Source organism: Bradyrhizobium sp. 4, from assembly GCF_023100905.1.
In the GTDB taxonomy this organism is placed as follows: domain Bacteria; phylum Pseudomonadota; class Alphaproteobacteria; order Rhizobiales; family Xanthobacteraceae; genus Bradyrhizobium.
Genome location: NZ_CP064686.1, coordinates 377,423 through 402,540 on the forward strand (window position 1 = coordinate 377,423; position 25,118 = coordinate 402,540).

27 protein-coding genes are annotated in these 25,118 nt (G+C 65.1%); 14 read left to right on the forward strand and 13 right to left on the reverse strand.

Annotated features, from left to right (window positions below; all coding sequences use genetic code 11):
* Nucleotides 1-158 precede the first annotated feature (158 nt).
* The 5 genes from IVB45_RS01780 to IVB45_RS01800 form a co-directional block, all read right to left on the reverse strand.
* Entirely contained in the window at nucleotides 159-1,703 is a 1,545-nt protein-coding gene (locus IVB45_RS01780; protein ID WP_247363080.1) for a murein L,D-transpeptidase family protein, read from the reverse strand.
* Nucleotides 1,704-2,110: 407 nt separating this feature from the next.
* Complete coding sequence (locus IVB45_RS01785; protein WP_007599220.1) at nucleotides 2,111-3,073, reverse strand: acetyl-CoA carboxylase carboxyltransferase subunit alpha; 963 nt, start codon at nucleotides 3,071-3,073, stop codon at nucleotides 2,111-2,113.
* Between the two features lie 201 nt (nucleotides 3,074-3,274).
* Nucleotides 3,275-4,258, reverse strand: a complete 984-nt coding sequence (xerD, locus tag IVB45_RS01790; RefSeq protein ID WP_247363079.1) for a site-specific tyrosine recombinase XerD — start codon at nucleotides 4,256-4,258, stop codon at nucleotides 3,275-3,277.
* Between the two features lie 91 nt (nucleotides 4,259-4,349).
* Nucleotides 4,350-4,763 carry a nuclear transport factor 2 family protein gene (locus tag IVB45_RS01795; protein ID WP_247363078.1) on the reverse strand — a complete coding sequence of 138 codons (414 nt, stop codon included), beginning with the start codon at nucleotides 4,761-4,763 and terminating at the stop codon, nucleotides 4,350-4,352.
* A 91-nt stretch (nucleotides 4,764-4,854) separates the two neighbouring features.
* Complete coding sequence (locus IVB45_RS01800; protein WP_247363077.1) at nucleotides 4,855-5,898, reverse strand: aldehyde reductase; 1,044 nt, start codon at nucleotides 5,896-5,898, stop codon at nucleotides 4,855-4,857.
* Nucleotides 5,899-6,001: 103 nt separating this feature from the next.
* On the opposite strand from IVB45_RS01800, the gene IVB45_RS01805 reads away from it, so the two are divergent.
* Complete coding sequence (locus IVB45_RS01805; RefSeq protein ID WP_247363075.1) at nucleotides 6,002-6,625, forward strand: TetR/AcrR family transcriptional regulator; 624 nt, start codon at nucleotides 6,002-6,004, stop codon at nucleotides 6,623-6,625.
* Here the strand turns inward: IVB45_RS01805 and IVB45_RS01810 are convergent.
* Complete coding sequence (locus IVB45_RS01810) at nucleotides 6,615-6,761, reverse strand: hypothetical protein (RefSeq protein ID WP_035669499.1); 147 nt, start codon at nucleotides 6,759-6,761, stop codon at nucleotides 6,615-6,617. The genes IVB45_RS01805 and IVB45_RS01810 overlap by 11 nt on opposite strands.
* Before the next feature lie 184 nt (nucleotides 6,762-6,945).
* Here IVB45_RS01810 and IVB45_RS01815 point away from each other — a divergent pair, with 184 nt between their 5' ends.
* From IVB45_RS01815 to IVB45_RS01825, 3 genes are all read left to right on the forward strand, one after another.
* Complete coding sequence (locus tag IVB45_RS01815) at nucleotides 6,946-7,569, forward strand: shikimate kinase (protein ID WP_247363073.1); 624 nt, start codon at nucleotides 6,946-6,948, stop codon at nucleotides 7,567-7,569.
* A complete protein-coding gene (aroB, locus tag IVB45_RS01820) occupies nucleotides 7,566-8,714 on the forward strand; it encodes a 3-dehydroquinate synthase (RefSeq protein ID WP_247363071.1) in 1,149 nt (382 codons plus the stop codon). The genes IVB45_RS01815 and aroB overlap by 4 nt, the downstream gene beginning before the upstream one ends.
* Nucleotides 8,715-8,806: 92 nt before the next feature.
* Nucleotides 8,807-10,111 carry an HlyC/CorC family transporter gene (locus tag IVB45_RS01825; RefSeq protein WP_007599226.1) on the forward strand — a complete coding sequence of 435 codons (1,305 nt, stop codon included), beginning with the start codon at nucleotides 8,807-8,809 and terminating at the stop codon, nucleotides 10,109-10,111.
* 142 nt (nucleotides 10,112-10,253) lie between these two features.
* Here the strand turns inward: IVB45_RS01825 and IVB45_RS01830 are convergent, their stop codons facing one another.
* Nucleotides 10,254-10,529, reverse strand: coding sequence for a BolA family protein (locus IVB45_RS01830; RefSeq protein ID WP_026232423.1), 276 nt, complete (start codon nucleotides 10,527-10,529; stop codon nucleotides 10,254-10,256).
* A gap of 152 nt (nucleotides 10,530-10,681) precedes the next feature.
* Here IVB45_RS01830 and IVB45_RS01835 point away from each other — a divergent pair, with 152 nt between their 5' ends.
* A complete protein-coding gene (locus IVB45_RS01835) occupies nucleotides 10,682-11,317 on the forward strand; it encodes a DnaJ domain-containing protein (protein WP_027515160.1) in 636 nt (211 codons plus the stop codon).
* 198 nt (nucleotides 11,318-11,515) lie between these two features.
* On the opposite strand, the gene IVB45_RS01840 is transcribed toward IVB45_RS01835, so the two are convergent.
* Nucleotides 11,516-12,610, reverse strand: coding sequence for a citrate synthase/methylcitrate synthase (locus tag IVB45_RS01840; protein ID WP_247363069.1), 1,095 nt, complete (start codon nucleotides 12,608-12,610; stop codon nucleotides 11,516-11,518).
* Between the two features lie 75 nt (nucleotides 12,611-12,685).
* On the opposite strand from IVB45_RS01840, the gene IVB45_RS01845 reads away from it, so the two are divergent.
* The gene (locus IVB45_RS01845) at nucleotides 12,686-13,915 is read left to right on the forward strand and encodes a citrate synthase family protein (RefSeq protein WP_247363067.1); all 1,230 of its coding nucleotides are present in this window, start codon (nucleotides 12,686-12,688) and stop codon (nucleotides 13,913-13,915) included.
* A gap of 131 nt (nucleotides 13,916-14,046) precedes the next feature.
* Here the strand turns inward: IVB45_RS01845 and IVB45_RS01850 are convergent, their stop codons facing one another.
* Entirely contained in the window at nucleotides 14,047-14,706 is a 660-nt protein-coding gene (locus IVB45_RS01850; RefSeq protein ID WP_027567981.1) for a DedA family protein, read from the reverse strand.
* Between the two features lie 309 nt (nucleotides 14,707-15,015).
* On the opposite strand from IVB45_RS01850, the gene cobS reads away from it, so the two are divergent.
* From cobS to IVB45_RS01875, 5 genes are all read left to right on the forward strand, one after another.
* Complete coding sequence (cobS, locus tag IVB45_RS01855) at nucleotides 15,016-16,014, forward strand: cobaltochelatase subunit CobS (RefSeq protein ID WP_007599232.1); 999 nt, start codon at nucleotides 15,016-15,018, stop codon at nucleotides 16,012-16,014.
* A gap of 162 nt (nucleotides 16,015-16,176) precedes the next feature.
* The gene (cobT, locus tag IVB45_RS01860) at nucleotides 16,177-18,081 is read left to right on the forward strand and encodes a cobaltochelatase subunit CobT (protein ID WP_027567980.1); all 1,905 of its coding nucleotides are present in this window, start codon (nucleotides 16,177-16,179) and stop codon (nucleotides 18,079-18,081) included.
* On the forward strand, nucleotides 18,078-19,151 hold the full coding sequence (locus tag IVB45_RS01865) for an esterase-like activity of phytase family protein (protein ID WP_247363065.1): 1,074 nt from the start codon (nucleotides 18,078-18,080) through the stop codon (nucleotides 19,149-19,151). The genes cobT and IVB45_RS01865 overlap by 4 nt, the downstream gene beginning before the upstream one ends.
* A gap of 119 nt (nucleotides 19,152-19,270) precedes the next feature.
* Nucleotides 19,271-20,383: an NADH:flavin oxidoreductase/NADH oxidase gene (locus IVB45_RS01870; RefSeq protein ID WP_247363063.1), complete on the forward strand. Its 1,113-nt coding sequence runs from the start codon at nucleotides 19,271-19,273 to the stop codon at nucleotides 20,381-20,383.
* Between the two features lie 185 nt (nucleotides 20,384-20,568).
* Nucleotides 20,569-20,976 (forward strand): hypothetical protein, encoded by a 408-nt coding sequence (locus IVB45_RS01875; RefSeq protein ID WP_247363061.1) that lies wholly within the window; start codon nucleotides 20,569-20,571, stop codon nucleotides 20,974-20,976.
* A gap of 10 nt (nucleotides 20,977-20,986) precedes the next feature.
* On the opposite strand, the gene IVB45_RS01880 is transcribed toward IVB45_RS01875, so the two are convergent.
* The 3 genes from IVB45_RS01880 to IVB45_RS38840 form a co-directional block, all read right to left on the reverse strand.
* Nucleotides 20,987-21,232: a PilZ domain-containing protein gene (locus IVB45_RS01880; protein ID WP_007599245.1), complete on the reverse strand. Its 246-nt coding sequence runs from the start codon at nucleotides 21,230-21,232 to the stop codon at nucleotides 20,987-20,989.
* A gap of 275 nt (nucleotides 21,233-21,507) precedes the next feature.
* Nucleotides 21,508-22,848 carry a DUF2235 domain-containing protein gene (locus IVB45_RS01885; RefSeq protein WP_247363059.1) on the reverse strand — a complete coding sequence of 447 codons (1,341 nt, stop codon included), beginning with the start codon at nucleotides 22,846-22,848 and terminating at the stop codon, nucleotides 21,508-21,510.
* Between the two features lie 290 nt (nucleotides 22,849-23,138).
* On the reverse strand, nucleotides 23,139-23,270 hold the full coding sequence (locus IVB45_RS38840) for a hypothetical protein (RefSeq protein ID WP_007599247.1): 132 nt from the start codon (nucleotides 23,268-23,270) through the stop codon (nucleotides 23,139-23,141).
* Nucleotides 23,271-23,628: 358 nt separating this feature from the next.
* Between IVB45_RS38840 and IVB45_RS01890 the strand changes: the two genes are divergently transcribed.
* From IVB45_RS01890 to IVB45_RS01900, 3 genes are all read left to right on the forward strand, one after another.
* A complete protein-coding gene (locus tag IVB45_RS01890) occupies nucleotides 23,629-23,886 on the forward strand; it encodes a hypothetical protein (protein ID WP_027567974.1) in 258 nt (85 codons plus the stop codon).
* 1 nt (nucleotide 23,887) lies between these two features.
* Complete coding sequence (locus tag IVB45_RS01895; RefSeq protein WP_027567973.1) at nucleotides 23,888-24,184, forward strand: hypothetical protein; 297 nt, start codon at nucleotides 23,888-23,890, stop codon at nucleotides 24,182-24,184.
* Nucleotides 24,185-24,369: 185 nt separating this feature from the next.
* Nucleotides 24,370-24,648, forward strand: coding sequence for a DUF1488 family protein (locus IVB45_RS01900; RefSeq protein ID WP_085351675.1), 279 nt, complete (start codon nucleotides 24,370-24,372; stop codon nucleotides 24,646-24,648).
* 15 nt (nucleotides 24,649-24,663) lie between these two features.
* Here IVB45_RS01900 and IVB45_RS01905 read toward each other — a convergent pair whose 3' ends face one another.
* Nucleotides 24,664-25,044 (reverse strand): hypothetical protein, encoded by a 381-nt coding sequence (locus tag IVB45_RS01905; protein ID WP_247363057.1) that lies wholly within the window; start codon nucleotides 25,042-25,044, stop codon nucleotides 24,664-24,666.
* Nucleotides 25,045-25,118 lie beyond the last annotated feature (74 nt).

Below are 25,118 nucleotides of genomic sequence, written 5' to 3' on the forward strand. Positions count from 1 at the left end.
ACCGAACTCGGCTGTCATGCCCCGCGAAGGCGAGGCATCCAGTACGCCGCAGCTTCTCGATCGATATGGGGTGCCTCTGGAATACTGGATTCCCCGCCTTCGCGGGGAATGACGGCGTCAGGCTGGGATGGATCGGACAGATTAAGCGGAGCGCCCGCTTACTTCACCGCCCCAAACCGGCTGTCGAACGAGTTCGACTGCACGACCGGCGCGGCGCCCATGATCTGGGTCGCTTCACCCGCGCCATCCGACACCGACGGCTTCAGCGTCGGGCGCGTCGCCGCGAGGCGGGTATCGGGCTTCGCAGGTTCGGCGGGCTTGGCTGCGGCAACAGCCGGCTTCGGCGCATCCTTCGCTGCATCCTTGGACGTGTCGCGACCCGGTACGAACCGGGTCACCGCGGCCTTCAGCCGGGACGCTGCGGTCGGCGGTGTCGTGGTCGTCGCGGCCGGAGCGACGGATGCCGTGGCCTGCGACGGAGGCGTGGTTGCCGTGGCGTCGGCGTTGCCCATGCCCATCTTGCGGCCGAGGTTGGAGAAGAAGCCGGATTTCTCAGGCGCAGCTGCGGTGGCGACGCGGGCGTTGGCGGCGGGCGCGCTGACGGCGACGACCGGCTCTTCCTGCGGTAAGGGCGCGGCTGCATCGAGATTCGGCTTCGGCGGATTGACGTGTCCAGGGATCGTGCCCGGCGCCTTCGCCATCGCCAGCATCTGCAAGGTGGTGCCTTCGGCGCCCTCCGACAGGCCGGTCGAGCCTTCCGGAATCTTCGCGGCGAAGATCTTGTTCATGCCGCCGTCGATACCGGTGTTCATGCGCGCAACGGGCGTACCGCGCGAAACCAGCTTGTTGTACTCAGCCTGGTCGCGCGCATCCTTCTCGCGCACGGCGCTGACGATCTCCTCGGGGACCACATAGGCCGGACATTTCGCGGACGCGTCGAACACCGGATCGCGCTTGGCGTCAGGCGCCTTCGCCGCGTCGAACACGTACTTCTTCTCGCAGAAATCGACCTTCGGCTCCTGCCGCGTCACCTCGAAATGATCATAGCCTTCCTTGATCATCTTCCAGAACGGCATGTTCGGATTGTTCCGGTGCTTGGCCATGTTCACCGGGGTCATCTTGAACGGATAGGCTTGCAGCTGGAACGCCTTCTGGCCGCCGAAGAAGGATTCGCGCCCGAGCGAATAGATCTCGGCGATCTGCTCGTCCGTCATCGCGTAGCAGCCGCGCGACGAACAATCGCCATGCACCATCAGCTGCGAGCCGCTGCGGCCCAAAGCCTTGTCGAACGCGTTCGGATAGCCCGTGTTGAACGACAGATAATACGCCGACTGCGGATTCATCTGGCCCGGATTGATCGAGTAGAATCCTTCCGGCGCCTGGCGGTCGCCTTCGCGGACCTTCGGGCCGAGGTCGCCCGACCAGCGACAGATCGGATAGGTCTTGAGCAGCGCAAACTGGCCGTTGCGGGTCTGCTTCCAGACCTCGAGCTCGGCCTCCTGCTTGAACAGGCGCACCAGGATAGGTGATTGCAGATCCATGTTCTTCTCGACCATCGCGGCGAGAAGCTTTGGCGGCACCGGCTGGTTGGCCTTGGCATTGGTCGCAAGCGAAACCTGGTCAGTATCGCAGCCGGCCAGCACAAAGCTGGCGGCAAGCGCCACCGAAACCAGAAACGCGCGAGCAAGCGAACGAGAAATCAAGATGGACCCCACACCGTCCAGGGCAGCGCGCGCAAACCCCAATCTTGAAGCATGATCCGACCGGAGACCGGGACCCGTCGCGACGGGCTTTTTCGCAATCACGCTCCAGCGCTTATGCCCTGAAGCCATTGATTAAAATTCTAACCTCTGGGTCATGTGGTCGCAACCCGAACGGAGATCACGAGCCCGTTGGCCCAAAGGCGTGGTCAACGAAGACTTAAACTGGGCCGTAACTTGGGCCTCGCGGCCAAACCGGTACAGAGATCGCTGATTTGGGCAAAAAAAGGGTTAACGCGGGGTTACCGGACGCCTGCGGGGCTTGGCCGGCCTCAAATCCAGCGTCGTCCTGGCGAAAGCCTGGACGACGGCGGAGGGTAACGCGTCCAACGGGTCCCAAACCGCCCGAATCAGCCCAGTTTCCGGCCGATATCGAGGAATTTCTGCCGCCGATGCTTGCGAATGGCGTCACCGTCGAGGCCCCGGAGTTCGTCGAAGGCCTTGGCGATGGCATCGCCCGTGGTGGCGATCATGGCGGCGGGGTCGCGATGGGCGCCGCCGACCGGCTCCTTCAGGATGCTGTCGATCACGCCGAAGCGGAGCATGTCCTGTGCCGTGATCTTCATGTTGTTGGCGGCTTCCTGCGCCTTGGAGCCGTCGCGCCAGAGGATCGAGGACGCGGCCTCGGGCGAGATCACGCTGTAGATCGCGTGCTCCAGCATCAGGACCTTGTTGGCGGTGGTGATGGCGATGGCGCCGCCCGACATGCCCTCGCCGGTGATGATGGCGACGTTCGGCACGGTCAGTGCCATGCAGGCATCGGTCGAGCGCGCGATCGCCTCGGCCTGGCCGCGCTCTTCCGCACCGATGCCGGGATAGGCGCCGGCGGAATCGGCGAGCGACAGCACCGGCAGGCCGAACCGCTCGGCCATCTCCATCAGCCGCACGCATTTGCGATAGCCCTCGGGCCGCGCCATGCCGAAATTATGCTTGATGCGGCTCTCGGTGGAATCGCCCTTTTCCTGGCCCATCACGCAGATGGCCTCGCCACGGAAGCGGCCGAAGCCGGCCACCAGCGCCTCGTCCTCGCCGAACTTGCGGTCGCCGGCGAGCGGGGTGAACTCGGTGATCAGGCCCTTGATGAAGTCGTTGAAATGCGGCCGCTGCGGATGCCGCGCGACCAGCGTCTTCTGCCACGGCGTCAGGTTCAGATAGAGGTCGGCCATCGCCTGCGCCGCCTTGTCCTCGATCCGCCCGATCTCCTCGGCAATGTCGCTGCCGGAGGCCGCAAGCGTCCGCAGTTCATCGAGCTTGGAATCGAGCTCGGCGACGGGCTTTTCGAAATCGAGATAGCTGCGCATCTGGTCTGGCATCAACTCAATATAGGGAGGACGGGGCGAGGCGGCGAAGCGGATTCGATGTCGTGGAAAGAAATGTAGGTCCGTCAATGAGTTGGCTTGTGTGTTCGCAACCAGCGCAGGCCAATCATCGTGAGGCCCCGGCTCTTTCTGCGGAGATGTGGCCGAAGTCAAGGCGGTTTCGGCCTTGGCCTGTAGCGGGGCGACGCGCCAGACCTACTTCTCCGCCAGCGGGTGCAGGTCGCGGACCAGGCTCTTCAGCCGCTCCTCGACCACGTGGGTGTAGATCTGGGTGGTCGAGATGTCGGTATGGCCGAGCAGCGTCTGCACGATGCGCAAATCGGCCCCGTTGTGAAGCAGGTGGCTGGCGAAGGCGTGGCGCAGCACGTGGGGGGAGACCAGCCGGGCCTGCAGGCCCGAAGCGACCGCGAGCTCCTTCAAATCGCGGGCAAAATGCTGCCGCGTCAGATGCCCGCTCTCGCCAAACGAGGGGAACAACCATTTCGAGGCCGCCACGCTGTTCTTCTTGTCGGTCTTGTTGTTGTCCTTGGCGGCCTCCGTCGCCGCGAGATAATCGGCCATGGCCTGGCGCGAGGCCTCGTTGAGCGGCACCAGCCGTTCCTTGTTGCCCTTGCCGCGCACCACGATCATGCGGGCGTCGCGCTTCGCGGCCGTGCGCGGCAGCGCCACCAGCTCGGAGACGCGCAAGCCGGTGGCGTAGAGCACCTCGAGCAGGCAATAGAGTCTCAGGGCGCGCAGCCGTTTCGAGGGCGAGGCAGCCTCCGCCTCGCTCAATTCCTTGGCGCGGCGGAGCATGCGGTCGACATCCGCGATCGACAGCACCTTCGGAAGGCCGCGGCCGCGCTTCGGCCCGGACAGGATCGCCGCGGGATCGTCGGTTCTGATGCGTTCGTTCAAGAGGAAGCGATAGAGATGCCGCATCGCTGATAGCCGTCGCGCGACGCTGGTGGACTTGAAGCCGCGCGTGTCGAGATCGGCGAGATAGTCGCGCAGCGTCTGTGTTTCCGCGTCCGCGAATGCATGGCCGACGCGGCCGAGAAACTCGGAGAAGTCGGTGAGGTCGCGGCGATAGGCATCGAGCGTATTGGGGCCGGCGCCCTGTTCCGCCGCGAGCATGTCGAGGAACAGGCCGGTGAGTTTTGTGTCCGAGGGCTTGCTGGCGGAAGATCTGGCACGCATGCCCGGCAGCCTAGCTTCTATTTCTTGAGAAACTTATCCGGAATCGCCCGCGCGAACGTTTTCAACCCGTCCGAACGCCGCCTCCGAAGGGCTACGGCATTTGACTGATCGCTGTGGCCTGCGACCAGACCACCATCCATCGTCCGTCACGATGTTCGTAAGTGTCGGTGTGCCAGTAATCGCCGGGGGCAACCCTGTGGCCGCTGAACACGATCTCGAGCCTGGCACGATAGCGGATGACAGCATAGCCATTTTGCTGCTGCCGTACCGCAATGGGGCCCGGTTCCCAGCCGAGATATTTGATCTGACCAGTCACGATTGCTGCGAGATATTCGTCCTTGGAGAGTGGCATCCCGATCGGCGTGATCAACTGGAACTCCGGCGCGTGAAGCGGCCCCGCCGCGTCCGTGTCGCCGGCGACCAAGGCGCGAAGCCGGGCCCGTTCGGTGTTGCGGATGGCTTCGGCTTCCGGTGAAGAGTCCGTGTCATTGGTGTGCGTTGGCATCAGGGTTGTCCAATTCTGGAAGGGGGTTAGGAGGCATTGTGACGGTGCAACCCTCGGGTTGATCCGAATGCGCAGGATCCGTCCTGTCCGTCTACGCCGGTGCGATCAACCGATAGTCGATCAGGCTTTGTGCGCTGGCGCGGATGCAGTCCTCGTCGGGCCGGGCTCTCCAGTTCAACACGCGACGGGCTTTGGCTGCACTGATGCTGAGATCGCGATCGAGTTCGTGGACGATCATGCGCGAACGCCCGCTGAACGGCGCCATCGCCCTCACGATCCAGTTCGGCACGTCGCCGCGAGGCAGATGAGCCGCATAGGCGGGGAACGACTTCGCCAGCACCGCGGCCAGTTCGCGCAGCCAGAAGAAACCACCGCCGACGATGAAGCGCTCTCCGGACGCCTCCGGACAGGTCATCGCGCGGACATGGGCGTCGGCCGCATCGCGCACGTCCACGACTGCAAAGCCAAAGCGCGGGACACGTTTCAGCTTGCCGCTCATCATTTCCTGGATTAGCCCGACCGAGGTGCCGTATTGCGGGCCGAGCAGCGGTCCGAAAATCATGCCTGGGTTGATCACCGTCAAGTCGAGGCCGCTCTTCCTGGCGAAGCTCCACGCAGCTTGCTCGGCCAGCGTTTTCGATCTGTAGTACGGCGTCGCCCGCGCGCTTGTCGGATCAGTCCAGTCGCTCTCGGTATAGGGAGCCTGGCCGCTGCCGTGATTGGTGGCTGCGATCGAAGATGTCAGCACCACCCGCGCGACACCGGCGCGATGGGCCGCGCTCAGCACCCGCAGCGCGCCGTCTTTTGCGGTCCTGATCAAATCGTTCGCGTCGTCCGGCAATCCTGCCGGAAAGGGCGAAGCCGTATGAATGACATAGCGGCATCCCTCGAGTGCGGCATGCCATCCGTCGTCGGAGCAAAGGTCAGCCTGCGTAAAACTGAGTGTGTCGGCGCCGGCGGGAATAGCACTGCAAAGCTGGCTCCTGACCCGATCGCAGGTGGCAAGGCTGCGGATCGTGCCGCGTACCCGGTAGCCGCCTGTCAGCAATTGTCTTGCAATATGTTCGCCGAGAAACCCGCCAATGCCGGTGACGAGCACCGTCGCGCCGGGCGGGTCATTCAGTGAGAACTTCATGTTTTCAATCCTTTTGGCGGCGGGAATTGCCGGATTAGACACTTGGACAGAGAGCGTCTAACGTGTATTTGACGGATTAGACGCAGTCTGTCAATTTGTCTAAATGAAAGAGAGTGATCAAAAATCTGCAGCGATTCTCGACGCGGCGCTTCCGGTGTTCGTGCGTCACGGCTTTCGCAAAACATCGATGGCCGACATCGCACGAGCCTCCGGCATCTCGCGCGCGGCGCTCTATCTGAGCTTTGGCAGCAAGGAGGAATTGTTCCGGGCCGGGTCGGCGCGGGCGCATGCCAGGACGATGCGCAACGTCGAAGCAGCGCTCGCAGGCAATGGCGATATCTTCAGCCGGATCGAGCTGGCGATTGGTATCTTCCAGCGCGACTTGATCGTGCCGTTCGCCGGCAGCGCCGATGCGTCGGAACTGTTCGACACCAATATGGCTCTGGCCAGAGACATTACGCTGGCGGCGCGCGCCCAACTGGTGGCTCTGCTTTCCCGCGGACTAACCGAGGCGCAGGCAACTGGCGCCATCACTCTGGATGATCTGAACTCCACGCCCGCAGAACTTGGTGCCGTCATTGTCGCCGCGATGGAAGGTATCAAGCACGCGCAACTCGGAGGCCAGGACCTCGTCGAAAATACGCGACTGTTTCTGCGTCTGCTGCGCCAAGCGCTGAGATGGCATCTGCAAGCCAGCCGACCCGCGCAATCAGCATCTATTTCTTGAGAAACTTGTCCGGCGGGATCGTCACCGTCATTTCCCGCGGCTTGGGATTGACGAAGTTCGCCAGCGCGAAGACCACGCCGTAGACGATGCCGGCGATCACGGCGACGACCGTCAGGAAGCGGAACAGGCTGGGCATCGGCAGGATCTCGGAGAGGGTCTCGGTCAGCGGCTTGGCGGGCAAATTAACCAATGAAATCATCCAACACGTTCGCCGTTTCGTGGCAAGAGTCCTCTGGCGAGGCCCCCTTTGGGGTCGTATAGGTGGCCAAAGGATGCCGCCTTTGGCGGCAGATCGAGCGAGACCCATTCGAGCGAGACAAATGCCCGACGCCGCGTTGCCGATCCAAGCTTCGCCCGAGGCCGACATCCTGTCGGCGCTGGGGACGCGCTCGATCGTGCTCGTCGGCATGATGGGGGTGGGCAAATCCACCATCGGCCGCCGCATGGCTCTCAGGCTCAAGCTGCCCTTCGTCGATGCCGACACCGAGATCGAGGCCGCGGCCGGCATGACCATACCGGAAATCTTCGAGCGCCACGGCGAGCCGCATTTCCGTGACGGCGAGGCCCGCGTGATCGCGCGTCTGCTCGACGGCGGCCCCATCGTCCTGGCGACCGGCGGCGGCGCCTTCATGCGCGAGGAGACGCGGAGCCGGATCGCGGCGAAGGCGATCTCGATTTGGCTCAAGGCCGATCATGACGTCATCATGCGCCGCGTGCGCCGGCGCGCCGACCGTCCGCTGCTCCAGACCGCCGATCCCGAAGGAACGGTGACGCGCCTGCTCACCGAGCGCGAGCCGGTCTACGGCCATGCCGATCTCACCATCGCCTCGCGCGACGTGCCGCACGACAAGATCGTTGAGGAGACCATCGAGACGCTACGCGCGCATCTTTGCGGCGAACGGGCGTCCCCGCCACCAGCCGACGTCGCGAGTGCCGCACGATGACCGCGCCTTTGAAACATTCCGATCCTGTCAACGTCGAGGTCGCGCTGGAGAATCGCGCCTATGACATCGTCATCGGCCGCGGCGTTCTGGCTTCGCTCGGCGAACGCGTCGCGCGCCTGCGCCCCGGCGTGCGCACCGCGATCGTGACGGATCGCACCGTCGCGAAATACTGGCTCGAACCCGCCGAGGCCTCGCTCGCAGCCAGCGGCATTGCGACATCGCGCATCGTCGTCGAGGAAGGCGAGATCTCGAAGACCTATGCCGGTCTCGAAAAGGTCAGCGAAGCCCTGATCGCCGCGAAAATCGAGCGCAACGATCTCGTCATCGCGCTCGGCGGCGGCGTGGTCGGCGATCTCGCCGGCTTTGCAGCGGCGATCCTGCGCCGCGGCGTCGATTTCGTGCAGGTGCCGACCTCGCTGCTGGCGCAGGTCGATTCCTCCGTCGGCGGCAAGACCGGCATCAACTCGCCGCAGGGCAAGAATCTGCTCGGCGCCTTCCACCAGCCGGTGCTGGTGATTGCCGACACCGCCGTGCTCGACACGCTGTCGCCCCGGCAATTCCGCGCCGGTTATGCCGAGGTCGCCAAATACGGCGTGCTCGGCGACGAGGCCTTCTTCGCCTGGCTCGAGAAGAACCATTCCGACATCTCCAAAGGCGGTTCGGCGCGCGAGCATGCGATCGCGACCTCCTGCCGCGCCAAGGCCGGCGTGGTCTCGCGCGACGAGCGCGAGACCGGCGAGCGCGCGCTGCTCAATCTCGGCCATACGTTCGGCCATGCGCTGGAAGCCGCGACCGGCTTCTCCGACCGCCTGTTTCACGGCGAGGGCGTTTCGATCGGCATGACGCTGGCGGCGCAGTTTTCGGCGAAGCTCGGCATGATCGGCGAAGCGGATGCGACGCGCGTCGAGCGTCACCTCGTTGAGGCAGGCCTGCCGACGCGCTTGCAGGACATCGCGGGCTTCGCGCAGGAGGGGCTTGCCGATGCCGACGCGCTGATGGCGCTGATGGCGCAGGACAAGAAGGTCGTGCGCGGCAAGCTCACCTTCATCCTGCTGGAGGCTGTGGGACGCGCCGTCGTCGCGAAGAACGTCGAACCGGCTCCGGTGCGCGACTTCCTCAAGGACAAGCTCGCCCACAAGGCGTGACACGCGGTTGAACGGCGCTAAAGCGTTTTCGAGCGAAGTGGGTACCGGTTCGCGTCTAGAAAACGCGTCAAAACAAGAAACCAGAGTGGTTCATGGATTGGCTCGGATTCACCATCGTCATTCTCTGCCTGCTCGTCTCCGGCTTCTTCGCCGCGAGCGAGACGGCGCTGACCGGCGCTTCGCGCGCCAGCATGCTGCGGCTCTCCAAGCAGGGTAATCGCGACGCCGACGTGGTCTCGCAGCTGCTCGACATGCGCGAGCGCCTGATCGGCGCGCTGCTGCTCGGCAACAACATCGCCAATATCAGTGCATCCGCCCTGGCCACCAGCATCTTCACGGCCTGGTTCGGCGACGTCGGCGTGCTCTATGCCACCGGCTTGATGACCGCGCTGGTCGTGATCTTCGCCGAGGTGCTGCCCAAGACCATTGCGATCAACGCGCCCGACCGCATGGCGCTGGCGGTGGCACGCCCGATGCGGCTGACGATGTACGTGCTGGGGCCGCTGCTGCGGATCGTGGAAGTCATCGTGCGGCTGTTGATGCGCCTGTTTGGCCTTGCCGGCGAGCACCAGGCGATCCTGTCGCCGACCGAGCGCCTCCGCGGCGCGGTCGACCTGCTGCACCATGAAGGCAAGTTCGAGAAGCACGACCGCGACATGCTCGGCGGGCTGCTCGATCTGCGCGAGCTCCAGGTCTCCGACGTCATGATCCATCGCACCGAGATGACGATGATCAACGCCGACCTGCCGCCGGAGGATCTGGTGCGCGAGGTGCTGGCGGCCGAATACACCCGCATTCCGCTGTGGCGCGAGAAGCCGGAAAACATCATCGGCGTGCTCCACGCCAAGGATTTGCTGCGCGCGATTCGCGCGGCCGACGGCGAGACCTCGCGCATCGACGTCTCCACCATCGCGCTGCCGCCGTGGTTCGTGCCCGAGATGCGGCCCGTCTCCGAGCAACTCAAGGCGTTCCGCCGCCGCAAGACCCATTTCGCCCTGGTCGTCGACGAGTACGGCGAAGTGGAAGGTCTCGTGACGCTGGAGGACATTCTGGAAGAGATCGTCGGCGACATCTCCGACGAGCATGATGTCGTGGTCGCGGGCGTGCGCGCCCAGCCGGACGGCTCGGTCGTCGTCGACGGCTCGGTGCCGATCCGCGACCTCAACCGCGCCATGGACTGGCACCTGCCTGACGAAGAGGCAACGACGGTCGCCGGCCTCGTCATTCACGAGGCGCGCTCGATTCCCGACCGAGGTCAGAGTTTCACCTTTCACGGCTTCCGCTTCCGCGTCCTCCGCCGCGAACGCAACCGCATCACAGCACTCCGTATTTCACCGGTGCCGCGCGAGACGGAGATGGAGGAAGCCAAGCGGCGGCGGGCCGGGACGTCGTTTTGACGCGGTAGCTGTCATCGTCCGCCTTGTGCGCGCTTGCGCACTGGGGCGGACGATCCGGTACGCCGCAGCGGCTCGATTCTAGCCGCGTCGCCTCGGAGTACTGGATGCCCGCCTTCGCGGGCATGACAGCCGTATCGGCGAGCTAGCTCCCGCCTTCTCCCGGCGCTTGCGCGTGGATCGCCAGTGCGTGCACGCTGCCGGAGAGTTCCGCGGCGAGCGCCGAATTTATCATGCGGTGCCGATCAACCCGGCTCTTCCCTTTGAAGGCGGAAGACACAATATAAACGCGGAAGTGCGTCTCGCCGCTCGGCCGATGGCCGGCGTGGCCCTCATGCAAATGTGACTCGTCGACGACTTGCAGGCTTTCCGGCGTGAAAGCTTCCTGCAACTTGTTGCTGATAGTGTCTCTGATGGCCATCTGGGTCATTACGGTGCGAGATCGCTCTCCGTATTGCATAGGCCGCCTCTGGCGGTCGTTCAAGGACGCCTCAGCATAGTTTCGGCTATGCTTTTCAGCTAATTGCAATGTCAAGACTTGAAGGTTTTTGCATTGCGTAGTCAAAGTCAGCCATGCCGATCGATTCATCAAAGTTCTTCGACTCCATCCGGATCAAGCCGAAAGGCAAGCAGCCGGAAGTGAAGCCGCGCGACGCCGTGGTCAATTGCGAATGGACCGGGTGTCAGAACAAGGGCGCGCATCGTGCGCCCAAGGGTCGCGACAATCAGCGTGAGTACTGGCACTTCTGCCTGAATCATGTGCGCGAGTACAACCAGAACTACAATTTCTTCTCCGGCATGAATGCCGACGCTGTCGCACGCTATCAGAAAGATGCGCTGACCGGTCATCGTCCGACCTGGAAGATGGGCGCCAATGGCGGCGTCAAGAAAGGCGCCGAGGCCGAGATCGACGGTGCCTTCGATCCGTTCAGCATGTTCCAGGAGCTCAACGGCCGAACCGGCTGGCGCGCCGGCCCGCAGGCCGCGCCCAAGGCCGAGACGCGCAAGATCATGAACGCCGAGCGCAAGGCGCTCCAGGTGATGGGCCTCGGCCCCGAGTCCACCCTCGCCGACGTCAAGTCCAAGTACAAGGCGCTGGTGAAGCAGCACCACCCCGACGCCAACGGCGGCGACCGCTCCACCGAGGATCGCCTGATCGAAATCATCAAGGCGTATAATTATCTGAAGACCGTGGTGCGCGAGGCCTGAGGCCGCGCCACTGTCTTCCCTTCTCCCCTTGTGGGAGAAGGTGGCGCGAAGCGCGGGATGAGGGGTTGCTTCCTCAAATTCCAATGCAAGGGATTGTGCGGGGAGAGAACCCCTCACCCGTCTCGCCGCTGCGCGGCGAGCCACCCTCTCCCACAAGGGGAGAGGGAAAGAACGCCGTTCCATCCAGGCTACGTTTCATCACGCCTTCGGCATCGCCCCCATATATGACGAGCTCGGCCGGATCAGCCGCCCCGTCCGCTGTTGCTCGCGCGCATGCGCGGTCCAGCCGGCGGCGCGCGCCACCGCGAAGATCGGCGTGAAGGCCTGCCTCGGGATCGCCAGCGCATCGAGCAGGATCGCGGTGAAGAACTCGACATTGGTCTCCAGCGGCCGGTCCGGATTCTTCTTGCGCAGCGCGCTGCGGATGTAGGCCTCCACCTCGCCGGCAAAGGACAGGTCGGCGCCGTCCGCGGCCAGCGCCTCGATCGCGGTTTTGAGCACGTCGGCGCGCGGATCGCGCACGCGATAGACGCGGTGACCAAAACCCATCATCCGCTCGCCGCGGGCGAGTGCCGCATCCACCCAGGGCTGGATGCGCTCGCGCGAGCCGATGGCGTCGAGCATTTCCAGCACGGGCTCCGGCGCGCCGCCATGCAGCGGACCCGTCAGCGCGCAATAGCCGGCGGTGACGGCGGCAAACAGGTCAGCCTGCGTCGAGGCCACCACGCGCGCGGTGAAGGTCGAGGCGTTCATGCCGTGGTCGCTGGCGGTGACGAGATAGGCGTCCAGCGCCGTGACCTCGCGTGGTTCGGGCGCGCGTCCGTGCAGCATGCGAAGCGTATCGGCGGCGTGGCTCGCGTTCGGATCTGGCGCCACGGGATCGAGACCCCTAGCGCGGCGGACGAGCGCGCCCGCAATTACCGGGAATGCGCCTACGATCGTCGCCTCATGGGCTAGGCCGTGCTCGGCGCGAAGTCCCGCGACCGCCGCGCGAAACCCGTCGACGACGCCCATGCCGCGCGTTGCCGGCAGCAGTTCATCCAGCCGCGCGAAGGCGCGCTCGCGTGCCGCGCCGAGGCTCGCGCGCACATTGGCTTCGCTCAGCGTGGTCGTGCTGGCGCCGTTCCAGAGCCGGGCGGTGACGCCCTCAAAGCTCGACTGACTCGCCAATCGGCCGACATGCTCGCCGGCGATGATCAACTCGCCGCGCTCGCCGTCGACATGGCTCAGCACGGTTTCGGCCGCGGGAACGCCGTCCAGCCCGATCTGGCTCTTGGTGAGGTGGATGTTCATGGCCCAAATCTCCTTTGCACCAGCCAAAGGTCGGGCCTCTCGACAGATTGATCAATCTTGATTATATAAATCAATATGAAAAATTCCGAGGGGCTTTACCTCTCCGCCCGGGAAGCCGCCGCCGAGCTCGCGATCTCGCCGGCCACGCTCTACGCCTATGTCAGCCGCGGCCTGGTCCGCTCCGAGCCGACGCCGGACTCGCGCAAGAACCGCTATCGCGCCGAGGACGTCCGGGCGCTGAAGGAGCGCCGGGTGCCGTCGCCGGAGCCGCGCGGCCTGCGCAGCTTCGATGCCGATCTGCCGGTCATGGACACGGAAATCTCCACCATCACCGAGGACGGCGCGATCTATCGCGGTGTCAATTGCGTCGATCTCGCCGAAAACGACACGCTGGAGCACACGGCGACGCTTCTGTGGGACGTCTCCGGCGTCGATCCGTTCGCGCCGGATAATCAGCCTGCGATGTCCGATGAGATGCGCCTGATCGCGCAGGCCGCGCGCCGGGCGGCACCGATCGATCGCGCCATTGCCGTGCTGGCGCTCGCATCGAGCGCCGATCCCCGCGCGTTCACGCGTGCACCGGATGGCCGCGCCATGGTCGGTGCGCGCATCGTCCGGCTCCTGGTCGCGACCATGCTCAACACGGAGCCGTCCGCCGAGCCGCTACATCAGCAGATCGCGAGGGCCTGGGCGCCCGACAACAAGCACGCGGCCGATCTGATACGTCGCGCGCTGGTTCTGCTCGCCGAGCATGAGTTGAACGCGTCCACCTTCACCGCGCGCTGCGCGGCCTCCACCGGCCTCAATCTTTATGATTCCGTCATCGCCGGCCTCGCCGCGCTGAAGGGACCGAAGCACGGCGGCGCCGGCGTGCTCGCCTCGCAGCTCGTCAAGGCGCTGGTGGATCGTGACGTCGAGCCAATGGTCCGCGAACGCGTCGCGCTCGGCGAACGCTTTGCCGGCTTCGGTCACGGCGTCTACAAGCGGGGCGATCGGCGCGCGCAGTCGCTCCTGAATGCCCTGGCCCGCGCCGGCGCGCCGCGCAAATTCACCAAGGAAGTGCCCGAGCGGATCGCGGAGGCGACCGGCGAGCTCGTCAACATCGATTACGCGCTCGCGGTGCTCGTGCACGCGTTGCGCCTGCCCGCAGGCAGCGAGCTCGCCTTGTTCGCGATGGCCCGCAGCGTCGGCTGGATCGCTCATGCGAGCGAGCAATTACAGCACGGCAAGCTGATCAGGCCGCGGGCAAGGTATGTCGGGCCTGCGCCGGGGCGGAGGGCGGGGGTTGCGGATTCCAAAGGATGATCAAAAAACCTCTGGTGAGGAGCGCGGAACGCGCGTCTCGAACCATGCAGGCCCCGCTGTCGCCCGCGGCCATCCTTCGAGACGCCCGTCGTTGGCAGGTCCTCAGGATGAGGGTGGTGTGCTTGGATAGATCACCCTCGCGGCTTCGCCACCGCGACGCCGCCGCCATTCCGGCGGCGATAGATCCAGACCGCCAGGCCCAGAACGATCGCGACGCCGATCACGGTCAGGATCCAGATGTGCTTGCCGACATGTCCATGGTGGTGCAGCCCGGCATATTCGTGCAGCACTGAGACCGCCAAAACACCCGGCAGCACATGCGCCGGCGCCCAGACCAGGATCGCCGGGATGTTGATGGCATAGAAGCGGGCCGGGGGCATGCCCAGCGCGCCCGCGGTGACCGGGACGAAGGCACGGATCGGCGGCACGAAGCGGGCGAAGAACACCGCCCAGGTGCCGAAGCGGTGGAAGAAATTCTCGCTCTGCTCGACCACGCGCGGATAATTGGTCAACGGCCAGGTGTTGAGGATCTCCCGTTGCTGCCGGTGGCCGATCCAGTAGGCTGAACCGTCGCCGAGCACTGCGCCGAGGGCTGCCGCCAGCAACACCCATTGCAGCCTAAGCTCGCCGCCCGGGACCAGGGCGCTTAGCGCCAGGATGATGGTCGAGCCGGGGATCACAGACCCCACCACCGGAACCGCCTCCAGCAGGGCCGCCAGGAACAGGGTCAGATAGGCCAGCCACGCATGGGCCGAGACGAATGAAATGAGGGGATCGAGAAAGGACGTCACGTCGTCTCTGTGGTGGGATTGGGCCTCGGGGTTCGGGCCCTGCATTCGGACCCTACATAAGTAACAAGCGGCGGTAAAAGTGCCACCCGCGTGGGCAGGATCGCGCCCTTGGCCCGAAATTCAGGCGTGATTCGCAGGGCAGCCTTCCAAAAATCGCGTTCCTTGCCTATCTAAATGAAAAGACAACGGAACTTTGATTGGGTCGCGGGCTTCTGCCCGCACGTTGTCTCTGATAGGTTCGCGATCGCACCCAGCCGCAGCCAACGTGCAATAACTGGTCTCGGGATCGCCCGGGACCTCGGAGGATTGATGACGACCGCCGCGATGTCCAAAGTTGAGGAAGTTTCCGGTTTGCCCGACATGAAGGTGTCGGTGCGCCAGGTGTTCGGGATCGACAGCGATCTCGAAGTCCCCGCTTATTCCGAAGTCGATCCTCACGTCCCCGAAGTCGATTCCGATTACCGCTTCGATCGCGCCACCACGCTCGCCATTCTCGCCGGCTTCGCGCACAACCGCCGCGTGATGGTCACGGGCTATCACGGCACCGGCAAATCCACCCATATCGAACAGGTCGCCGCGCGGCTGAACTGGCCCTGCGTGCGCGTCAACCTCGACAGCCACATCAGCCGTATCGACCTCGTCGGCAAGGACTCGATCGTGGTCCGCGACGGCAAGCAGGTCACTGAATTCCGCGACGGCATCCTGCCCTGGGCGCTCCAGCACAACGTCGCGCTGGTGTTCGACGAATACGACGCCGGCCGTCCGGACGTGATGTTCGTGATCCAGCGCGTGCTGGAAGTCTCCGGCCGACTGACGCTGCTCGACCAGAACAAGGTGATCAAGCCGCACCCGGCATTCCGCATGTTCTCGACCGCAAACACCGTCGGCCTCGGCGACACCTCGGGCCTCTATCACGGCACCCAGCAGATCAACCAGGGCCAGATGGACCGCTGGTCGATCGTCACCACGTTGAACTATCTCAGCCATGACGAGGAAGTGGAGATCGTGCTGGCCAAGGCCAAGCACTATCGCACCACGGAGGGCCGCGACATCGTCAACAAGATGGTTCGCCTCGCCGATCTCACCCGCAACGCGTTCGCCAATGGCGATCTGTCGACGGTGATGAGCCCGCGCACGGTGATCACCTGGGCCGAGAACGCCGACATCTTCAGCGACATTGGTTTTGCGTTCCGGGTCACCTTCCTCAACAAATGCGACGAGCTCGAACGCCCCCTCGTCGCCGAGTTCTACCAGCGCTGCTTCAACGCGGAGCTGCCGGAATCGGCGGTGAACGTGGCGCTCAGCTGATCTCTCTCGGTGTGTGGTCCCGGCCGAATGCGCAATTGCGCACGGGGACCGGGACCCATGCCGCGAGGTCTCTCGGTGAAGCGACGCTGATAGTTTTCCCTGACGCAACAACCGTCGGTGGCTATGGATCCCGGCCTTCGCCGGGACGACGGTGAGATCGAGATGAGCACCACGTCCAACTCCAAGTTCCGCAACACCAAGGAAGCCCCGACCGAGCCGTTCAAGCGCTCGGTGGCCTCCTGCCTGAAGGCGATCGCCAAGGCGCCCGAGCTCGATGTCAGCTTCGCCGCCGAGCGTCCCGGGCTCGCGCCGGGCAAGGCGCGGCTGCCCGAACCCGCGCGAAAGATGACCAGGCGTGATGCCGCGATCGTGCGCGGCCACGCCGATTCCATCGCGCTCAAGCTCGCCTGTCATGATCCAAAGGTGCATCGCAAGCTGATGCCGGGCAATCCGCAGGCGCGCGGCGTGTTCGAGGCGGTGGAGCAGGCCCGTGTCGAGGCGATCGGCGCGCGGCGCATGGCGGGCGTTGCGAAAAACCTCACCGCGATGCTCGACGACCATTTCCATCGCGGCAAGTTCGACGAGATCACCGATCGCGCCGACGCGCCGCTCGCCGACGCGCTGGCGATGCTGGTGCGCGAGCGCCTGACCGGCATGGCGCCGCCCACGGCCGCCAAGAAGATGGTCGATCTCTGGCGTCCCATCCTGGAAGACAAGATCGGCAGGCGGCTCGACCGGCTCGATACCGTGGTCGAGGACCAGACTAGGTTCGGCGATGCCGTGCATGATCTGCTGACGGCGCTCGAGATCGGCGACGAGCGCAGCGCCGACAGCGAAGACAATGACGAGAACGACGAGAACCAGGACGGCGACAACGATCAGTCCGGCGCCGAGGGCTCGCCCGATTCCGACGCTGCGCAGGAGATGAGCGCCGACCAGGCGCAGGCCTCGAGCGAGGAGATGAGCGAGAGCGCGATGGAAAGCGCGCAGGCCTCGACCTCCGACACCTTCGACGACGGCGAGCTCGGCGACGACGAGACGCCGGGTGAGGCGACGCGGCCGAATTCGCACGGCAAGAACGAGCCGCGCGGGCCGGAATATCATGCCTTCGCGCCGAAGTTCGACGAGGTCATCGCCGCCGAGGATCTCTGCGACCATGACGAGCTGGAGCGGCTGCGCGCCTATCTCGACAAGCAGCTCGCGCATCTGCAGGGCATCGTCGCGCGTCTCGCCAACCGGCTGCAGCGCCGTCTAATGGCGCAGCAGAACCGCGCCTGGGAGTTCGATCTCGAAGAGGGCATTCTCGATCCGGCGCGGCTGTCGCGCGTAGTGACCGATCCCTATCACCCGCTGTCCTTCATGCACGAGAAGGAGGCGACGTTCCGCGACACCGTGGTGACGCTGCTCTTAGACAATTCCGGCTCGATGCGCGGGCGCCCGATCACGGTCGCGGCGACCTGCGCCGACATCCTCGCCCGCACGCTGGAGCGCTGCGGCGTCAAGGTCGAGATTCTCGGCTTCACCACGCGCGCCTGGAAGGGCGGGCAATCGCGCGAGGCGTGGCTTGCCGCCGGCAAGCCGGCCAGTCCGGGCCGTCTCAACGATCTCCGCCACATCATCTACAAGTCGGCGGACGCCCCGTGGCGTCGCGCGCGAAAGAATCTCGGCCTGATGATGCGCGAGGGGCTGTTGAAGGAGAACATCGACGGCGAGGCGCTCGACTGGGCGCACAAGCGCCTGCTCGGCCGGCCCGAGCAGCGCAAGATCCTGATGATGATCTCGGACGGTGCGCCGGTCGACGATTCCACGCTGTCGGTCAATCCCGGCAACTACCTCGAGCGGCACCTGCGCCACATCATCGAGGAGATCGAGACCCGCTCGCCGGTCGAGCTGATCGCGATCGGCATCGGCCACGACGTGACGCGCTATTATCGCCGCGCGGTGACGATCGTGGACGCCGAAGAGCTCGGCGGCGCCATCACTGAAAAGCTCGCCGAACTGTTCAGCGAGACCAACACCGCGCCCACGCAACCGGCCGGCCGCCCGCGACGCAAACTGCATTCGTGAGCAACCATCGATCCCGCCGCAGCTTTATCGGCCACGCGGCGGCGGGATTTTCCACTTTCGCACTGTCTCGCCTGGCGCAGGCGCAGCCTGCGCCGAAGCCGGCGCTTATCGAGCACGCCGTCGCCGCGTCCGTTGGCATCGAGGTCAACGCGCGGCCGATCCCCAATTTCGAGCCGCGCGACCGCGCGCGCACGCGGTTCGGTTCGCTGGACTATCGCGGCGGCCTGGTGCTGACCTCGCCGCATCGCGGCTTCGGCGGCCTGTCCGGCTTCCGCTTTCTCGACACCAAAGGCGAGCGCTTCCTCGCGGTCTCCGACCAGGGCACCTGGTTCACCGGTCGCATCCGCTATTCCGGGCGGAGCATGACCGGTCTCGACGACGTCGTGGCCGCGCCGGTGCTCAATGCGGAGGGGCGGCCGATCACGGAGAAGCGGCTGTGGTACGACACCGAAGCGCTCGCGCGCGACGGCGACCTCGTCTATGTCGGGCTCGAGCGCGTCAACCAGATCATGCGGTTCGATTTTTCGAAGGGCGGCACAAGCGCCCGCGGCGAGGTGCTGCCGACGCCGCCCGCGGTGCGCAAACTGCCCTACAACAAAGGGCTCGAGGCGCTGGTGTTTGTCCCCAGGGACCTACCAAAGGGGCAGCCGCTCGCGGGCACCTTGATCGCGCTGTCGGAGGGCGGCTTCGATGCCGACGGCAATCTGATCGGCTTCTTGATAGGCGGCCCGACGCCGGGCCAGTTCAGCATTCGCCGCACCGACCAGCAGCTCATCAGCGACGCCGTGCTGCTGCCCTCGGGCGATCTCCTGATCCTCGAACGCAAATTCTCATGGTTCACCGGCGTCGACATCCGCATCCGTGCGATCCCCCTGAAATCGATCGCGCCGGGCGCATTGGTCGACGGCCCCGTGCTGTTCAAGGCCGATCTCGGCCATGAGATCGACAACATGGAAGGCATCGACGCCCACGTCACGGCCGACGGCGAGACCGTGCTGACGCTGGTGTCCGACGACAATTTCTCGATGCTCCAGCGCACGCTGCTGCTGCAGTTCGCGCTGGTGGAGTAGGGCGGCGCGGCCGCAATGCATGACGCTACGGGCGGCCATTCCCCCGGCGCGGCTGGCAATCCGCGTTTCCCTCACTACACTCCCCTGCATCGCCCTCCCTCCCTTTCGGAACTCCCCGCATGAGCGCCCTGTTTTCTCCGATCAAGCTGCGCGGCCTGACTTTGAAGAACCGCGTCGTGGTGTCGCCGATGTGCCAATATTCGGCCGAGGACGGCGTTCCCACCGACTGGCACTTCACCCACATCAACAATCTCAGCCTGTCGGGCGCGGCGATGTTCTGCATCGAGGCGACCCATGTCGAGGCGATCGGCCGCATCACGCCGGGCTGCCTCGGGCTCTATAGCGATGCCGCCGAGGCCGCGCTGAAGCAGATCCTCGCCTCGGTGCGGAAACATTCTTCCACCGCCGTCGCGATGCAGCTCGCGCATGCGGGCCGCAAAGCCTCGAGCGCGCGGCCTTGGGACGGCGGCCAGCTGATCCCGCAGGACCAGGGCGGCTGGCAGACCGTGGCGCCGTCGGCGCTGCCGCACAAGGAGGGCGAAGCCGCGCCGCTGGCGCTCGATGCCGCCGGCCTCAAGCGCGTCCGCGACGCCTTCGTGGAGTCGGCGAAGCGCGCCGATCGCATCGGCATCGACGCGATCGAGCTGCACGGCGCGCACGGCTATCTTCTGCATCAGTTCCTGTCGCCGATTTCGAACAAGCGCACCGACGAATATGGCGGCTCGCTCGAGAACCGCATGCGCTTCCCGCTGGAGGTCTACGACGCGGTCCGCGCGGTGTTCCCGCACGACAAGCCGGTCGGCATGCGGGTGTCGTCGACCGACTGGGTCGAGGGCGGCTGGGATCTGGCGCAGACGATTGAGTTCGCCAAGGCGCTGAAGGCGCGCGGTGTCGACTGGATCGATGCCTCCTCCGGCGGCGTCTCGCCGCTGCAGAAGATCGCGCTCGGCCCCGGCTATCAGGTGCAGTTTGCAGAGGCCATCAAGCGCGAGACGGGTTTGCCCACCATCGCCGTCGGCCTGATCACGGAGCCGAAGCAGGCCGAAGAGATCGTCGCATCCGGCAAGGCCGACATGGTCGCGCTCGCCCGCGGCTTGCTCTACGACCCGCGTTGGGCCTGGCACGCCGCAGCCGAACTCGGCGGCGAGGTCGAAGCGCCGCCGCAATATTGGCGCTCGCAGCCCTCGACCCAGAAGGCGCTGTTCGGCAAGACCACGTTCGGGGCGCGGTGAGGGGGGCGAATTCGCGGCCCCAATTACGGTGTCGTCCCGGCCTAGTGCGCAATTGCGCACTAGGCCGGGACGACGGGGAGAGGGAGGCAACACCCCGCCTCACGCCTCCGTAAACCCTCTCAGCTTCCACCTCCGCCAAATCTGGCCTAACCTCGCGCGCGTCCAACTCCTCGCGGAGGCCCGCCATGCGGTTTCGTGTTCGAAAGGCTGCCCACGTCATCGAGCGCGTGGGGCTTGCGATGGCGGGCGCGGCGTGCGGGCTGTTTGTCGGCGCTTATGTGGGATCGGCAATTCCCGCGCTCACCACCGAGGGGTTCCTGCTGCTGATGATGGTGCTGGGCTTCGTCGGCTTCTATCTCGGCATCGACACGCCGCAATTGCCTTTCGACGAGGCCCACGGCGATATCGACGCCGCGGAACTGTTGAGCGCCGCCGGCACACTCTGCGCCACGCTCACCGCGCTCGCCTCCGTCGCCATCATCGTGCTCCGCCTCGAACCGCACATCGCCTGGAGCTGGTTCGCCCTGTTCGGCTGGATCGCCGGCGTGGCGATGCAGATCGTCGCGGGCGCAAAGGCGCGGATGCGGACTTAGGGAGACCGTCTTAAAACACCACGCCCACCTTCGTGCCGCGCTTCCACGCGACGCGGCAGCGCTTCTTGGTGTTGACGTGCAGCAACTCGAAGCGGTCCGGAATCTTCACCTGGCCGCCGAGATCGACGCAGGCCCCGCCGGGCGAATAGTCGATCAGCGTGCAGGGGATCACCGGCGCGCGCGGGTCGGTGATGATCTTGGCCTGGCGGGACACCAGGCCCGCGGGTTTGACGCGGGCATGTCGGCGCGGATGCATTGGCACTCTCCTCCAATTTCCGCGGATGGCGCGGGTGGTCTGGGCACCATGATGAACGAGAGGTGATTCGATCCGGCTAAAGCGGGGGCGATAATTTTAATGAATATTGGTGGTAGCCTGGTGGGGTGGCGCGGGGTCTGCTTCGCAGGCACGACAGGGATGGTGTCGTGCGACGCTGCCTCAACCATCGTCATTGCGAGCGCAGCGAAGCAATCCAGACTGCCTCTGCGGAAAGATTCTGGATTGCTTCGCTGCGCTCGCAATGACGAGGCGAGTCACCCCACCACGATCTCCCCCGCCTCCGCCGCCATGCCCACATGGGGCGGCACCGGCATCGGCACCGTCACATAATCCTTCGGCAGATTCACCGGCCGATAATCCGGCTCCACCGCCATCCGCTTCACCACGCTCTCATGCACATGCGCGCCTTCTGGGATGGGGCGCGGTTCGCAATCGGGGATGTAGAGCCCCATAAGCACCTTGCGCTCCGGCCATTCCTTGTAGGTCGCGCTCTTCGGCAGATACTCCAGCACGCGCCACACCGCCGTCATCGAATTGTGCAGCTCGCCCGTCTTGCCGGTGTAAGCCGGCGGCACGTATTGGAACGGCGAGTTCGTGCGCTGGATGCCCCAGGCGAGCTGGTTCACCGTGCGCGGGTTGAAGTTCAGCCCGGCCTTGGTCGCCTCCTCGATCATCCAGAGCAGCGGATATTTGGACTCGCCGCTCTCGGCTTCCGGATAACCGCCGCCGACGTCGCAATGCACGCCGGCGAACCACACCTGCAGGATATCCTGCGGCTCCTTCTTCTCGTCGGGCACATAGCGGTTGCGCCAATAATCCTGCGGCTCCTCATAGGCCTTGAGGCGGAACATGCGGCGCTGCTCGTCGATCGCGATCGCCTGGCGAAAGATGTTGACGCTCGGATTGCGCAGCGTGAAGGCGAGCTCCTCCAGGCTGAAGACGAGGAAGAAGACGTCGCGCCGCGGCACGATCACGCTCGCCACCGTGTCCCAGACGCCGATGAAGTGGATGGTCGGCCAGCGCGTCGAGGTGATGCGCGCGAACTGCGCTGCGAGGTCGAACTGGTCTTTCGGCAGCGGCCCCTGTTCGTCGACGGCGATGTCCTTGAGGTCCTCGATATCGTTGCCGCGCCCGGTGCCGGAATATTGCTTGTAGGCGACGAGGCCACTGCCTGCGAGGTTGGCCTGCTCCGGCGAGATCAGGCCGATCTTGTGGATCAGCCCCGCCAGCACCCGCACGGTATAGGCGCCGCGCGAAAAGCCGAACAGGTAGATCCTGTCGCCCGGCGCGTAGTGCTGGACCAGGAAGCAATAGGCCGACAGCGTGTTGTCATCGAGCCCGTAGCCGGTGGCGAGCCCCAGCACCAGATTGACGTTGGCTTTCCAGCGGTGCCACGTCGACGGCTCCGTCACGGTGCCGACCCCGGGGTCGTAGAACACCAACTGCCGCGGCTTCGTCTTGTCGGTCTTGCGCAGGCAGCGATAGAGCTTCAGGACGTTGGAGATGTTTTCCGAAATCTCGTTGCCGGTGCCGTCACAGCAGATGACGAGGTTCTTCGGCTCGGATGTGTGGTCGGCGTTGCGCTCGTGATCCACAGGATGCCCCTCCCGCTGATGCTACCCGGGCGAGTATAGCGGAAAAGGGTGGGGAGAGGGAGATGGTGGTTCTTCCCCTCTCCCCTTGCGGGAGAGGGTGGATCGCCGCGAAGCGGCGAGACGGGTGAGGGGTCTCTCTCCGCGCGCGAATCTCCCGCGTCGGAGCTCCGCGGAGACAGACCCCTCATCCGGCGCCATAGCCGATGCGAAGCATCGGCGTTTTCAAGAACGGCGGCCGAAGGCCGCCTATGCCACCTCTCCCACAAGGGGAGAAGGGAAAACAGCGCCCGCTACTTCTTCTTCTGCCCGATCTCCGGCTGCCAGGCCGCATCCTTGCGGCTGGGCGCTGCGGCGCTGGTCTTGATCTTGTCCTTCTTCGGCTTCTTGGTCTCGCGGTTGCTGCGTTGCTGTCCCTTGGCCATGACGTCGTCTCCTCCTGGGTTTCGAGTTCGTCCGCGTGCGAGATCGGCGCTGCAATGGTCGCTGGCGGGCTGTAAGATGCGTCCGCCGAGCCATTGAAGATCGCCGCCGCGCACACGAGGCGCGAAAGATGCAGCGCAACATCGACGCGCGGCAATTGCGTGAGCTGCGCTGACGTGGTCCAGCGTACGCCCGCGCCATGCCGATTGCGAGGACTAAAACGCCGCGCGCGAGCGCCGCGATTGCGCCTTAAGTCCCGGCCCGCGCTGACATAATGCTGGCTATTGCCGCGCAAGAAGCGCATGCTTCGCCACAGCTGGCGTCGGTTCGGGGCCCCTTCTTTGCGAAAGGCAGGCGCGCATGACCATCCGCTCGCGGCGAGAAACCATCACCTTCAAGCATCCATTCCACATCCGCGGCCTCGATCGCGAATTGCCGGCCGGCGCCTATGAGGTCATCACCGACGAGGAGATGATCGAGGGCCTGTCGTTCGCGTCCTATCGCCGCGTCGCCACCATGATCACGGTGCCCTCCGAAGGCGTGCGCGGTGCGACGGAGATGCTGTCGATCGGCTCGGTCGACCTGGCGGATGCCCAACGTATCGACGCGAGTGCCTGAAATGACTGACATCCCGGTCGATCTCGACAGCCACCGCGGCATGGCCGCCCAGAAGGCAACCGATCTGCGCCGCGCGCTGGCCGATGTCGAGGCCCAGGTCAGGGAGCTGCGCGAGCGAGAGGCCGATCTCGAAAACCGCATGATGTCGGTGCCGGCCGCCTCCTGGCCGGAGGCCGCCGTGAAGGCCCGCCATCTGCTCAACCTCTATGCCGCGGGCCTGCCCGCCGAGGACACCCGCCACCGCGCGCTGGTGACCGCGCTGTTCGACGATTTCGCAAGGCTCAACGGCGACGGCTGACGGTAAGCCACTCAGGCGTCGTCCCGGCCGAGTGCGCTATTGCGCACGGAGCCGGGACCCATAACCACCGAAGCGCATTGTTGTGCACCCTTGTGCCACAGCGTGCTTCGATAACGCTGATCCTCGTCCCCCGTGCGCAAGTGCCACAAGGCCGGCACGACGCGCGGACGCAAAAGGAGTACCCCATGACGCTCACCACCAGCCGCTTCATCGCTCACGACCAGGACCGCGGCATCGTCCAGTTCTCGATGCAGGACGGCGCGAAGGAAATCGCCTGCGCGATCTCGACCTCCGCCATGGACGACCTCGAGCGCGGCCCGCGCGCCAGGCCGAGCGAGCGCGAAGAGCAGTTCACCCGCCTGCGCGAGCGCATCGAAGCCTGCACCGGACGCAAATATCAGGCGACGGAGTTCGAAGGCACGCCGCCGGGCATTGTGCTGCGGAGCATTGATTTTCGGGGGTAGGGAGAGCGAGGACGCCTACTTCGGCGGTTCCTGGGGTTTGCCCTGGAATTGAATGTTGCACTTCTTTGCGATCGAGGCCTGCTCGACCGCAATCAATTGTCCCTTCATTTGCGCAAGTTCGGCCGCAGCCTGTTTGTCGCCGCCGACCAGGAACGCCGCGGGCCAGAACACAACGACGGCAACGCCCGTTACGACCTGATCCTTGGTGCGCTGGCTGTCTTGAACGCCGGAGAGGGTCGCTGCTCTGGTGGATACCGACTGCGCCTCGAGCGCGAGCTGCTGGCAATTGTACTGTTGATATTGCACCGGCGAGACGTAAGCCGCCGAGATGTCAGATGAAGACGACGCGCAGCCAGCAAGTGCGGCCGCAAGGACCGCCACGCCCAAATTACGCATTAGAAGAATCCCCCGGAAAGTTGCACAAAAGCGCAACCAGTGCGGGAGATCAATAAGACCTTGGCTTAGCTAGT